A 12,379-nucleotide genomic window follows, 5' to 3' on the forward strand; every position below is an offset into this window, starting at 1 on the left:
GAAGAGGTCTCGCCGGATAGGTGGCGAACCGACCACATCTTCAAAAGGAGGGAGGAGCATGGCATTGATGTCAGAACGTGACCGGGCATTGTTCACCGCTGCCGAAATGGCCTTGATCAAATCGAGCCTCCCGAAGGAAATCAAGGCTCTCACGCCGTCGAGGCTGAAGGTCCAGATGGCGCGGGCACGCCAGGCCGCGGAAAAGTATCGCGACCTGGCGCGCAGGCAGCAGCGCCGGACGAAACGGGTCTCCGGCTTCGGCCGGCCCACGCCGCCGTCGAATGCCCGGACGGAGCGCAAGGCGACGCTCCTGGGGGATGCGGCGGGCCGCTTCGAGCATCGCCTTGAGCAGCTTGAGCACCCGAAGAAACGGAAGACAGGACGGCCTCCGAAGCCACCCCTCCGGGAGACCTCTGGCTTCGCCACGCAACGCGACGCGCTGCGCCGGAGAAAGCAGCGGCGCCGGGCGGCCAGCGAATCGGCGCTGGCGGCGCGGGTGACTCGCCAGTTTCAGAAATCCAAGATGCGGGCGATTCAAGGGCATATCCGCGCCAGCGGCAAACGGCGGCAGGGCAAGCGAGACACCCGGCGATAAACGGCATTGGCGATGACAACGCGCGTCAATAACGGCGGCGGGCCGTCGGCCCGTCCGCAGGGACGATAGATTCACGGGGGGATGGCGATGACTGATCACGAACTGGTCAACCGGCCGTTGGTGAAGGCCTGGCTGTGGTGGGCGCTGATCTGGCTGACGTTCTTTCCGATCGTCGGCGTGCTGGTGTCGATCAAATTTCATCATCCCGGATTTTTGGACGGCATTTCCTGGCTCACGTTCGGCCGGTTGCGGCCGGTGCATGTGAACGGGGTGATCTTCGGCTCGTTTTCCACGGTCTTTCTCGGCCTGCTCTATTACATCGTGCCGCGCCTCTGCGGCGTGCGGATGTACAAGGAAGCATGGGGCTGGTGGCTGCTCCATGCGTGGAACGCCTTTCTCGTGCTCGGCACGGTGTCCCTGGTGCTCGGCTACAACATGGGCCTGGAGGCGGGGGAGTTCGAATGGCCCCTCAACCTCCTGCGGTTCGCCGTGCTCGGCCTGATCACGCTCCAGGTTCTGGGCACGGTCTTCCGCCGGATCGAACGGCGGTTCTACGTCGCCATGTGGTACACGACGGCCGCCTTAATCTGGACCGTGATGAACCTGATTCTCGGCAACGTCCTGCTGCCTTATACGGACGACATCGCGGGGGTGAACAGCGCGGCCATGCATGGCCTCTACATCCACTACATCGTCGGCCTCTGGATCACGCCGGCGGGGCTCGCGCTGATCTACTACTTCCTGCCGCTCAGCGCCAAGAACGCCCTCTTCAGCCATAAATTATCCCTGTTGGGATTTTGGGGCCTGGCCTTTTTCTATCCCTTCGTCGGCACGCACCATTACCTGTATAGTCCGATCCCCCACTGGACCCAGACGATCTCGATCGTGACCAGCATGTTGCTGATCATTCCGGTTTGGACCGTGGTGGCGAATTTCTTCGGGACCATGTTCGGACGGTGGGGCAGGGTCGCGGGCGGGGGAGGAGCCGACAACTATGCGGCGAAATTCCTGATGCTCGGGGCGGTCTACTATCTCCTCGGCTGTTTCCAGGGATCAGTGGAAGCCTTGCGACGGTTGCAGGAATTGACCCACTTCAACGACTTCGTCATTGCCCATTCGCACCTGACAGTCTTCGGGACCTTTGTTGTCTGGGCGGTCGGGTCCGCCTATTACGTCTGGCCCAGGGTGACGGGGCGGCAACTCTGGAGCGACAAGCTGGCCAGTTGGCATCTCTGGCTCACGGTCGGCGGGTTCACGGTGATGGCGGTCGGTTTGACGGCGCAGGGGTTCGTGCAGGGCTCGATGCTCGAGTACGGGGCCAATTTCGTGGACACGGTCAAGGAGATGAAGCCCTGGTGGGTGGCGCGCACGCTCGGCGGCGTGGCCATGGACGTCGCGCTCCTGTTGATGATCATCAATTTCTACAAGACGGCGGCGGAGGGACGTCCGGTCGAAGAAGGAGCGGCCGCGCCTCCGCCGATCGAGACGCCGGTCGAGGTCGTGGCCAAGGGCAGTTGGATCGAAAGTCCTTCGACCGTGTTGCTGGTCGCCGGCTTCGCCTTTTTCTTCCTGGCGGTCGGCGTCCAGGGCGTGACTCCCTGGTTGATGGCGGAAACCCGCACGGCGTCCGTGGAAGACACGGTCACCAAGGCGGTGATCCAGGTCGCGGACTACACGCCGCAAGAGCTGAAGGGCCGGCAGGTCTACATCCGCGAGGGCTGCTGGTACTGCCATTCGCAATATGTGCGGCCGGTCACCGGCGAATCGTTCCGCTGGGGGCCGGTGTCGCAGGCCGGCGAGTATGCCTATGACCGGCCCCATCTGTTCAGCACCAGGCGCATCGGTCCGGATCTGACCAGGGTCGGGCGTAAATTCGGCGACGACTGGCATGCCGCCCACCATTGGAATCCGCGCGAAGTCGTGCCCGATTCGATCATGCCGGCCTTTCCCTGGCTCTATGAACCGGCGAAGGACGGCGCAGCGCCGGAGCTGAATGAGGAGGGCAAGGCCATGGTCGCCTATCTGCAAAAACTGGGGACCGGCATCGGCGATTGGCGCGAAGGTTTTGTCTCCACCCAAGTGGCGGCCGGGCAGGTATTGAACGCGAACCCACAATCGCAGGACGAACTGCTTGCGCTCGGAAAGATCGTCTACGAACGCCGCTGTGTCGGGTGCCACGGGGTCAAGGGCAATGGAACAGGCCCCTCTGCGCGGTTTATGGACCCGCGCCCGCGCGACTTCACGAAAGGCATCTTCAAGTTCCGGTCGACGCCGGGCAAGGACTCGCTGCCCACCGACCTCGATCTCTACAGCACGGTCACCCACGGGCTCTGGGGCACGGCGATGCCGTCCTGGCAGGAAATCTCCGACCACGAGCGGCGCGCTGTCGTCCAATACATCAAGACGTTCTCAGATCGCTGGACCGAGGAGGCCGTGCCGCCGCCGATCACGATTCCCCCGGAGCCGCCGATCACTCCGGCCTCCCTGGAAACAGGCAAGACGCTGTTCATCGCGAACTGTATGTTGTGTCACGGGAACGAGGGGAAAGGGGACGGCCCGATGGTCCCGGTTTTGAAGGATGCCTGGGGACAGCCCCTCAAGCCCGCGAACTTCACGCTGGCGGCGGGGCTCTCGGGCGGCGTGAAACTGGGTCATGATGGGGAACACCTTTTCAAGACGGCGACGACCGGCGTGGGCGGGACGCCGATGCCGGTGTTCGGTGAGCAGCTCACGCCGGAGGAGATCTGGGATATCGTCCATTATGTGCAGTCTCTGCGCGTCAAGGCGCACCAGGCCGAACTGGTGGAAGCCGGCCTCAAGGACGGGGATCGGGAGCAGACCCGCTTGCGCATCTGGGCGTCGCTCTCGACCGCCGCTCGGCGGGGCGATCTGGACCAGGCAGTGGTGCAGGCTGCGCAGAAGCCACAGCCGGAAACCGAGTTGGTGGCCGAATCTGCTGATGAGGGGTGACGACCATGAGTGACGAACAGAGAAGCGTGAGGACCGATCCGGCGGAGAAGCCGGAACCGGCGCAGCCGGAATCTTCGGAAACCTCGCCGGCGTATCTGTACCGGCATGCGGGGATCAGAGAGCGCGACGGCTCCATTCCGGTGTGGTTGATGCTCGTCGTGATCGGACTGCTGATCTGGAGCGTGTACTATACGGTGCGATACTGGAGCGCGTCGTAACGGCCGGTTCACCGCGTGGGGAAAGCGGATGGACCCGCGCGATGCGCATGACGGCTCGCGTGCGGAGAGACGATGGGGCTGCTGCTTCTGGGGTTGCTGGTGGCCATCTTTACGGCCCTGTTCGCCCTGCAAAACAACGAGTCGGTCACGGTTCGATTCTTGGTCTGGGAACTGGACCTGTCGTTGGCGCTGCTCATTCTTGGGGCGACGGTGTTGGGCGCCATGCTATATCTGGTGGCCTCCTTGGGAGGGCTCTGGCGGCATGCGCGCGAGGCGCGAGAGCTTGCCAAGCTGGTCGAAAGTCAAGGCGCTCGAATCCGTGAACTGGAGTCACAATCGCATGAACGCCATCCGTCCGCACCAACCTGCATCCCGTGAACAGGAATGCGATGCCATCGAATCTGTGAAACCACCTGGGCGCCGACCCATCAGTCCGGCGAGCGGAGCCGCGTCGGCCTGGCTCCTGGTCGGGATTCTAGTAGCGAGTGGAGGCTGTACCTTGCCTCAGGAAGTGTCGAAAACGCCCCGCAGCGCGACCGAACAACTTCTCCTGACCGAGTCGGTGAAGCGAGCGCTGAGCGATCTCGACGTGCCACTGCCAAGAGACGCGACGGTGGCGATTCAGGTGGGTGGGCTGCAAACGGATCGGGCGCATGTGCATATGAGCGATGAAGAGGCATTCGGCATCGTCGATGCGCCCTCGTGGGATCTTGGTTACGTGCGCGACGTCGCAACAGCCCGGCTGGGAGCCTTGGGTTATCTCGTCGGGAGGTCGACAGGGGAGACCTCGTACATCGCCCGGGTCATGGTGGAGTCCATCGGCACGAATCAAGGCAGGACGTTCTTCGGCATGCCGCCTGTGCAAAGCGTGTTGATCCCGTTTGCGCTCCCGCAGCTCACCCTGTACCAGGAGATCGATCAGTTGGCGCATGTGCGCCTGTATGTCGATCTCTACGACGGCGTCACCGGACGGTTCATTCACACGACGCCCACATGGATCGGCACGGCCTATTACAACCAATACACCGTCTTGTTTTTCTTCACATGGACCTCGACCGATCTGGTTGCGGCTCCGTAGGCACTGCTTTCCAGCTTTCAAGGGCGCTCGCCATTACGCACTCACACATTTCTGCTTCACAGTTGCCCGTCGATAAAGATCGGTTAAGGTAGGCGATGGCGCAATCGGTGAAGTACGTGAGGTCAGGAAGCAGCAGATCGGCGTGGTGGACCTGTTCGGCGGTATTCATCGCCCTTGCCCTGGAGCAGGCGCCGGTTCAGGCCGAGGTATTAGGGCCGACGGCACCCCCGTGGCTTGCGCACCCGTCCGGGCCGTCGCTCCGGTTGCCTCCTCAAGAAATCTGGGGCGACAATCTCACACGCAAACTGCAAGCACGCAGGGGCCTGGGAGGCGATGAAGATTCTGCCACGATCGAGCGGGTGTCCGGGGAAGAAAAGGGGCCTCGCATCCCGGAACCGATGGTGTTCGATCTGGTGCGTCCGTTGGGCGCCAAGCGGGGAGAGGCGGAATTCAACACCCTCGGTCTGATTCCGCTCGCGCGCAAGACCCGGACTGTGGATGACGTCTCCGACCCGCTGGGTCTGGTGCGGCGCAGCGAAGACACGCAAGGGGTCGAATGGGCGCCGGAACTCGAGTTCGTTCTGACGGAAGGCCTTGCGCTCGAGTTAGAACTGCCGATGGAGAATCTCTCGCTGGAAGCGTACAAAACCGCCGGCCAACTCTCGTTCGGCACCTTATGGAATTATCGATTCATTCACGGTGCCCAGGTGATTGCCCAATATGACCGCCAGCCGGGTCTCTGGACGACGACGTGGCTGTACCTGGCCGGGTTTCGGTTCGATGAGACCTGGAGCTTCTTCGGGATGGTCGGACCCCGATTCGAACATGGCAGTCAGATCGGCGGGCGGAACGTCGAGATGCTGGCCAACGTCACGCTGTTCGCCGACATTACGGACCGGCTCGTCGGTGGAATCGAGACGAACTTCGGGCAGGTCCTGGATGGCAGCTCCGCCCTGTTGGTGATGCCGCAGGTTCACTATGAGGTGGATCCACATTGGATGATCCAGGCCGGCGCCGGCGTGCGCGTGACCCGCGAGTTCACCCTGCCCGAGATCGGCTTCCGCCTCATCCGAGAGTTCTGACATATTCCTGCCCATACGGTTGTTCTCATCCACAAGGAGGCCTCGGCCATGCTGGAATTGTCCTGGAATGATCTGGTTCCTTCTCTGGTTCACCTTGGGGCGGTGATCGCCAAGTCGGGAATGCATATCCTGATCGTATTGGCGATTGGGTATGCCGGCGTGCGTTTTGTGAAGCTTGGATTGGGCCATATGGAGACGGTCATCTCGCGGGCCGGGGAACGGACCGAGTCGGTTCCCGGCATGGCTAAGAAACGGGCCGCGACCTTGACCGGCATTCTGCGGACGATCGCGCTGACGTTCATCTGGGCCATCGTGATCGTGGAGGTCCTGACCCTCGTTGGCTTGGACATCAGACCCGTGCTGGCCGGAGCCGGCATCCTCGGCCTGGCCGTCGGGTTCGGCGCGCAGAACCTCGTCCGCGATCTGATCAGCGGATTTTTCATCATTCTGGAGGATCAAATTCGGCTCGGCGACGTCGCGATTATCAACGGGACCGGCGGTCTCGTGGAGGCCATTACGTTCAGGACGATCACGCTCCGCGACTTTTCCGGCGTCGTGCATGTCTTTCCGAACGGCGCGATCAACACCCTGTCGAACATGACCAAGGAATGGTCCGCCTTTGTGTTGGATATGGGGGTGGCCTACAAGGAGAACACGGATCGGGTCGTGGCGGTCATGAAGGCCGTGGGCGAGGAATTGCAGGACGATCCGGGCTTTCGCGACAAATTCGTGTCTCCCATCGAAATGATCGGAGTGGACAACTTCGCCGATTCGGCCGTGGTGATCCGCATCCGCATCAAAACCAGGCCTCTGGAGCAGTGGAATGTCGGACGGGAATACCGGCGGCGACTGAAACTGGCCTTTGACGCCCAGGGCATTGAGATCCCGTTTCCACATCGGACGTTGTACATGGGCGAGGCCAGCCGTCCGTTCATGGCCCAGGTCGTGGGCGATCCTCCAAGCCTCGAACCGAGTCGCGCATGAGGCGACAACTGTCGGTGCAGGTCTGGCCGGGGTCATGCCGCCGAATCGAGGTTCGGCTGGCATTCTGCGGCCTTTTCCCGGCCACGTTGTTCGACGCAGGCAGGGCCGGAGCCGTGCGTCCGTTTGTGACGGACGATGCCCGTATCGTGAACAAGGGCCAACTCGAAACCGAATCTTTTGCGGGCATGACCTTCAGCTCGGGAGGCCGGCCAGGGTATCACCTCGGTGCGCTCCAAGGTTTCTCTCCGACAGACTGGATGGAAATCATCGCCGGCGGCGCGGGACTGGAATACCACGAATCACGACTATCCGTGGACGATCTCGTGTTACAGCCGAAGTTTCTGCTTCATCGGCCGTTCGGCATCATCCCGTCGCTGTCCGTGGCAGGAGGGTGGTTGTTTCCCATCAGTGGCGATCGCCAACGGTGGAACTCCTGTGCCATGGCCCATGCCAGTTGGTTTCTATTCACGCCGGAAGCAAGCGAGGACCCGTACGACAACGGCCTTGCGGTTCATGTCAACGCCGGGAACCGTTGGACCGGCTGGACAAGGAAGGAGCGGAACTGCCATTGCCGTTCGTCGCCGAGTTGCCAGTGGATTCCATCGAAGGCGTTGGTCGTGTTCCGAAACCAGTTGCGACTTACCCAGCGGCCTCGTCCCATTTCCATATTGATGCGCCCGACCTTAAGGACGGTTGGAATCCTGGTTCCCAGGAAGTTGCTGGAGACGAGGTCCAGGTGGAGCTGCTGGATATCCAGCTCATTGACATGGTCGGTGGTGATGTAGCTGCCGGTCGTGGTGAGCGGGGCTCGCGAGTCCTGGATCTCGATCAAGAGCCGAACCGGATCGAGAATGTTCTGCACTCCCACCTGGAGGCGAGTGCGCATGGAAAGCAACTGGCCTCCGTCCGGCTCATTCATCCGCCAGGAGCCGCTGAGTCCTTCGTACCTCGTGCGGTGCTCCCCGCCGAGGACCAGCCAGCGGGGCGCCCGCAAGGCGTCGTGGAGGAGGCCCGGGCCGACTTTCGTCTTGTCGAGAATTTCGTCGTAAATGCCGATTTGGCTTTCGTATACGCCGAGGAGTTCCTTGACTCGTTCTCTTGATTCCGTCCTTCGGGCCGGCGGCGTTCCGGCGGTCCTCTCCCGTTTCCGGTCCCGAGGATCGAGGGAAAGGCCTTGGGGCGGGGCTTCGTCTGCCGGTGCCGTTTGCTCCAGTTGCCTGACCTTTTCACGGGCTCGCTCTTGTGGAGTTTGTTGTTCTCGTTCAGCCGCCTTGTCCTTGGCGCGCCTCTCTTCCAACCGGCGGAGCTGCTCCTGAGCCTTTTCTTTCTGACGCGATTGAGGGGACGGAGAGGACTCCGGCGTGGCTGGTGTTTCCCTTTCCAACTCTCGGAGCGTTTCTGTTGCACTATCCGGTCGCTGATCGAGAGAAGGATCGTCCGCTTCTCCGGGCTGTTCCGGCCGGTCCGTCGCGGCGGCAAAGGCAGCGCCCGTCATGCCGAGCGCCAACCACAGCAGGGCCTGTGCAAGGGCCAACCGTACGTATCGTGTGTCGGATTGTGCGGCATGCATCCTGGCGTTCTGGTCGGTATTTGAATCAACGACAATGGCGCGCCACGCCTTATGCCACGTTTGCCGCAAAGGGACAACCAGGACCGAACGGATCTCCGCAGACGAAACCGGAGACGTGCTCTTGCATAGGCTCGGAACCCCTCTTAGGATGAATGGACGACGACTCATGTCACGATCCCTACCGTCCACTCCCGCAGCGTCTTGAGGCTGTCCACTTGGCGGTGGTTTGACTGGTTGGAGATAGAGCGACTGCGTGGTCTGTCTCGGAGGGCCGTGGGCCTTGAGACTCATCTCTCCGGATCATGGAGATGCAATGGAGCAGGTAGAAGCAACAGGTTCGCAGCAGAATCCGTTGATCCAGCCGGTGGTGGAGCCGTTCCAACGATTCGTCCACGCCGAATCCTCGGGCGGTGTGCTGTTGCTGGCCGCCACGCTGGCGGCGTTGGTCTGGGCCAATTCTCCCTGGGCCGACTCCTACCATGAACTCTGGCAGTTGCCCGTCAGCTTGGTCGTCGGATCCCATGCCCTCACGGAAACGCTTTTGGAATGGATCAACGACGGCTTGATGGCGATGTTCTTTTTCGTCATCGGGCTGGAGATCAAACGGGAAGTGCTGGTGGGGGAGTTGTCCTCGCCCCGACAGGCCCTGCTCCCGCTCGCGGCGGCCCTCGGCGGGACCATCGTTCCGGCTTCGCTCTATGCCGCCGTGAATTCTGGGGGCCCCGGCGCCCCTGGATGGGGCGTGCCGATGGCGACCGACATCGCCTTCGCATTGGGCGTGCTCGCCTTGCTCGGCAAGCGGATCCCGCTGGCGCTGAAGGTGTTTCTCACCGCGCTCGCGATCGGAGACGATCTGATGGCGGTGATCGTGATCGCGCTGTTCTATACCTCGACGATATCCTGGATGAACGTGGGCATCGGCCTTGTGTTCTTGCTTCTGTTGATCGGGGCCAACGTCGCGGGCGTGCGGCATCCGCTGGTGTACTCGATTCTGGGCATCGGCGGCCTGTGGCTGGCGTTCTTGCTGTCGGGAATCCATGCGACGATCGCCGGCGTGTTGGCCGCAATGACGATTCCGGCCCGCACGCGACTCAGCGGGCGCGAATTTCTCGCCAAGGGGAAGGCGCTGCTGGAGCGCTTTGCGGAGGTGACCTCGCCCGATACTCCGCCGCTCGCCAACCGTGAGCGTCAACAGGTCACGCAACACTTGGAGGTGGCACTCAAGCATGTGGAGACGCCGTTGCAGCGCTTGGAGCGTGTGTTGCATCCCTGGGTGACGGTGGTCGTGATGCCGGTGTTTGCGCTGGCGAACGCCGGGGTGGCGCTCGATCGCGACCTGACGGCGGCGTTGGGCAACCCAGTCGTGATCGGAATCATGCTGGGTCTGCTGATCGGCAAGCCGGTCGGCATCGTGGGGGCGACCTGGCTGGCGGTCCGGTCCGGCGCGGCCCAGGTGCCGGAAGGCGTGTCCTGGCGGCAGTTGCTTGGAGTCGGGTGCGTGGCAGGAATCGGGTTTACGATGTCGCTCTTTATCGCCGGCTTGGCATTCGAGCAGGCCGAGTTATTGCGCTCGGCGAAGATGGGTATTCTCTTCGCTTCGACGATGGCGGGAACGCTCGGATGGTCGATCCTGAGGGGAGTCCGACCCGTGGCCACTCGGGAATGAGAGGATGGTGTCCCGTCTTCAGGACTGATCGGGCATCACCCGATCAACGTCACATAGGCCAGGATTGCGACCACGAGCAGGACAAGCACCCAAAACTGCAACCGGTGGACCATGGCCGCCTGCTTGGCCTGCATCTGTTGCAAGAGGGCCGGGTTGGCTTGCAGGTATCGATCAATCTCTGCTTTTGCCTCCTGCAAACCGATCTGTTGATCTTCGCGCAGCAGCTTGATGGCTTCGATTTTGTCGCCTCGCCGTAACGCACCAAGGACGGCAAGTGGAAGCTGGTCGTGCTTGTGAAGCGCAAAGCCCATTGTCGAGCCCTCTCGTTTGAAACAACCGAACGGCCTGCAGAATACGGTTCAGCGGGAGGACCTCATGCTGTCGGCTTCACTCTATGACGAGTTTCGCTGGCGACCAAGAATTCGTCGATTTGGAACCGGTCGTTTCCGGAGAACCTCAGAGGCGGGAATTGCGAAAACCGTTGCGTGAGATGATCGGCGCGTGGAGCCAGGCACGTGATAGGAGTGGATGATTGGGACAAGAACCGCGGCCGCCGGCGAGACGGGCGGCCGCGGAAAAGGCTCTCGATTATTTGTGCGCAATCGATTTGTTCGTAAACAGGTAGTCCTTGAGGTGGTCGGAGAACGTCGGGTCCTTGCGTCGAATCCATTCGAGGACCATCGACGCATGCTCCTTTTCCTCGTCGCGGTTGTGCGCCAGGATCGCCTTGAGGTCGGCGTCCTTGCAGGCATCGACGCGCTGGTTGTACCAATCGACCGCTTCCAGCTCCTCCATCAGCGACGTGATCGCGCGATGCATGTCGCGCGTGGGGTCGGACAGGTCTTCAAACCGCTCGTGGTATCCCTCATTGGCCATATGAACTCCTTCCTGATGAGTGCAGTGGAATAAGATAGACGCCGCTCGTTGCGTCTGTACCGGCGCCTCATTTCGAAGTGCCTGATCTCGAATCTAGGCAGGGCCTGGGGCGATGTCAACGGGAGGAGTCGATGAATATATCCGATCGGTGGGAACGAAGATCCACCGTACCATTAATCAGGTCAACGAGTCCGTAACTTCTCTTCAATATCGTTACGCACGTCCGGCCAAGGCCTCCCGGCAGGATTGGCTTTGTAGGATTCGAGTCGTTCCTGAACGATCTGCTGGTGCCACTCTGGGACTGGAACGTGCTCGTTATCGATGCTCCTTCCAAGCTTGCTTGTTTGTTCCTCTTTCAGGGCTGGCAGGAGGATGCTCTCTGATTGCGCGCATGGACCGAACACCGCCGCTTTGAGGAGTCTGATCGCTTCCTGCGTGCGCGGTCTGCGAGCACGTGAGAGAAGCCCTTGTTTTCGGTCTTGTTTCCTCGACTTTATCTGTAGTGGCGGCTTGGCGAGGTCCCTCACCGTTATCAATGCTCCTTCCAAGCTCGCTCGTTGTGTCCCAAGGACAGGGCGTGTCCGGCTCATGACAGCGACTTTGACCTCGGAGCGAGGCAACCGTCGAGGCGAGTGCGCGAAGGGAAGCGGAAACTGACCGAGTCTGCGAGGGAATTTCCGAGGGGTTCCACGCGCGCTCACCTCGAACGCTCGCTTCGAGGGCGTTGGAGCTATGGAGCCGGACACGCTCTGCCAGCCCCGTTCCCGCCTTGACTGCCCCTTCCACCGGCTCCTATAATTCGCCGACGGTGGGCGCAAACCGGCTGATTCGCCAAGACAAATGGCTGAATTGACGCATTTCAACGAGTCGGGCCGGGCGCGGATGGTCGATGTCGGCACCAAGGCCACCACGGAGCGCGTGGCGGTCGCCCAGGCCAAGGTCTTCATGGAGCCGGCCACCCTCCAAGCCATCCAACGGGGCACGATCGCCAAGGGCGATGTGCTGGCGGTGGCGCAGGTCGCCGGCGTGATGGGGGCCAAACGGACCCCGGATCTCATCCCCATGTGCCACCCCCTCCTGCTGACCAGCGTCGATATCTCCTTTAAAGAAGCGCCTCAGCCGAACGCCGACGGGCAGTGCTCCATCACCGTCACCGCGACGGTCAAAACCACCGGCCAGACGGGGGTGGAGATGGAAGCGATGACCGCCGTCTCCGTGGCCGCGTTGACGATGTACGATATGTGCAAAGCCATCGACAAACGGATGAGTTTCGGGGAGATTTGTTTGCTCTCCAAGTCGGGCGGGAAGTCCGGCACGTTTATGAGAGAAAGGTCCTGACT

General features: G+C 61.7%; 13 protein-coding genes. 9 read left to right on the forward strand and 4 right to left on the reverse strand.

Annotated elements, in window-relative coordinates:
- The first annotated feature begins 58 nt into the window (after window positions 1-58).
- The 7 genes from QWI75_RS09260 (at window position 59) to QWI75_RS09290 (ending at window position 6,927) form a co-directional block, all read left to right on the forward strand.
- Window positions 59-595, forward strand: coding sequence for a hypothetical protein (locus QWI75_RS09260; protein WP_289268412.1), 537 nt, complete (start codon window positions 59-61; stop codon window positions 593-595).
- An 87-nt stretch (window positions 596-682) separates the two neighbouring features.
- A complete protein-coding gene (locus QWI75_RS09265; protein ID WP_289268413.1) occupies window positions 683-3,565 on the forward strand; it encodes a cbb3-type cytochrome c oxidase subunit I in 2,883 nt (960 codons plus the stop codon).
- A gap of 5 nt (window positions 3,566-3,570) precedes the next feature.
- Entirely contained in the window at window positions 3,571-3,783 is a 213-nt protein-coding gene (locus QWI75_RS09270) for a cbb3-type cytochrome c oxidase N-terminal domain-containing protein (RefSeq protein WP_289268414.1), read from the forward strand.
- 72 nt (window positions 3,784-3,855) lie between these two features.
- Window positions 3,856-4,161, forward strand: a complete 306-nt coding sequence (locus QWI75_RS09275; protein ID WP_289268415.1) for a lipopolysaccharide assembly protein LapA domain-containing protein — start codon at window positions 3,856-3,858, stop codon at window positions 4,159-4,161.
- A 121-nt stretch (window positions 4,162-4,282) separates the two neighbouring features.
- The gene (locus QWI75_RS09280) at window positions 4,283-4,861 is read left to right on the forward strand and encodes a hypothetical protein (protein ID WP_289268416.1); all 579 of its coding nucleotides are present in this window, start codon (window positions 4,283-4,285) and stop codon (window positions 4,859-4,861) included.
- Between the two features lie 95 nt (window positions 4,862-4,956).
- Window positions 4,957-5,943 (forward strand): hypothetical protein, encoded by a 987-nt coding sequence (locus QWI75_RS09285; protein WP_289268417.1) that lies wholly within the window; start codon window positions 4,957-4,959, stop codon window positions 5,941-5,943.
- A 48-nt stretch (window positions 5,944-5,991) separates the two neighbouring features.
- Window positions 5,992-6,927: a mechanosensitive ion channel family protein gene (locus QWI75_RS09290; protein WP_289268418.1), complete on the forward strand. Its 936-nt coding sequence runs from the start codon at window positions 5,992-5,994 to the stop codon at window positions 6,925-6,927.
- A gap of 511 nt (window positions 6,928-7,438) precedes the next feature.
- On the opposite strand, the gene QWI75_RS09295 is transcribed toward QWI75_RS09290, so the two are convergent.
- Window positions 7,439-8,497 (reverse strand): alginate export family protein, encoded by a 1,059-nt coding sequence (locus QWI75_RS09295; RefSeq protein ID WP_289268419.1) that lies wholly within the window; start codon window positions 8,495-8,497, stop codon window positions 7,439-7,441.
- 313 nt (window positions 8,498-8,810) lie between these two features.
- On the opposite strand from QWI75_RS09295, the gene nhaA reads away from it, so the two are divergent.
- The gene (gene nhaA / locus QWI75_RS09300; protein ID WP_289268420.1) at window positions 8,811-10,163 is read left to right on the forward strand and encodes a Na+/H+ antiporter NhaA; all 1,353 of its coding nucleotides are present in this window, start codon (window positions 8,811-8,813) and stop codon (window positions 10,161-10,163) included.
- A 35-nt stretch (window positions 10,164-10,198) separates the two neighbouring features.
- On the opposite strand, the gene QWI75_RS09305 is transcribed toward nhaA, so the two are convergent.
- The 3 genes from QWI75_RS09305 to QWI75_RS22780 form a co-directional block, all read right to left on the reverse strand.
- Window positions 10,199-10,474, reverse strand: a complete 276-nt coding sequence (locus QWI75_RS09305; RefSeq protein WP_289268421.1) for a hypothetical protein — start codon at window positions 10,472-10,474, stop codon at window positions 10,199-10,201.
- A 277-nt stretch (window positions 10,475-10,751) separates the two neighbouring features.
- The gene (locus QWI75_RS09310) at window positions 10,752-11,039 is read right to left on the reverse strand and encodes an encapsulin-associated ferritin-like protein (RefSeq protein WP_289268422.1); all 288 of its coding nucleotides are present in this window, start codon (window positions 11,037-11,039) and stop codon (window positions 10,752-10,754) included.
- A 182-nt stretch (window positions 11,040-11,221) separates the two neighbouring features.
- Complete coding sequence (locus QWI75_RS22780) at window positions 11,222-11,986, reverse strand: addiction module protein (RefSeq protein ID WP_370693564.1); 765 nt, start codon at window positions 11,984-11,986, stop codon at window positions 11,222-11,224.
- Between QWI75_RS22780 and moaC the strand changes: the two genes are divergently transcribed.
- The gene (gene moaC, locus QWI75_RS09315) at window positions 11,880-12,377 is read left to right on the forward strand and encodes a cyclic pyranopterin monophosphate synthase MoaC (protein ID WP_289268423.1); all 498 of its coding nucleotides are present in this window, start codon (window positions 11,880-11,882) and stop codon (window positions 12,375-12,377) included. The genes QWI75_RS22780 and moaC overlap by 107 nt on opposite strands.
- Window positions 12,378-12,379 lie beyond the last annotated feature (2 nt).

The sequence above is a fragment of the Nitrospira tepida genome (genome assembly GCF_947241125.1).
Classification (GTDB): domain Bacteria; phylum Nitrospirota; class Nitrospiria; order Nitrospirales; family Nitrospiraceae; genus Nitrospira_G; species Nitrospira_G tepida.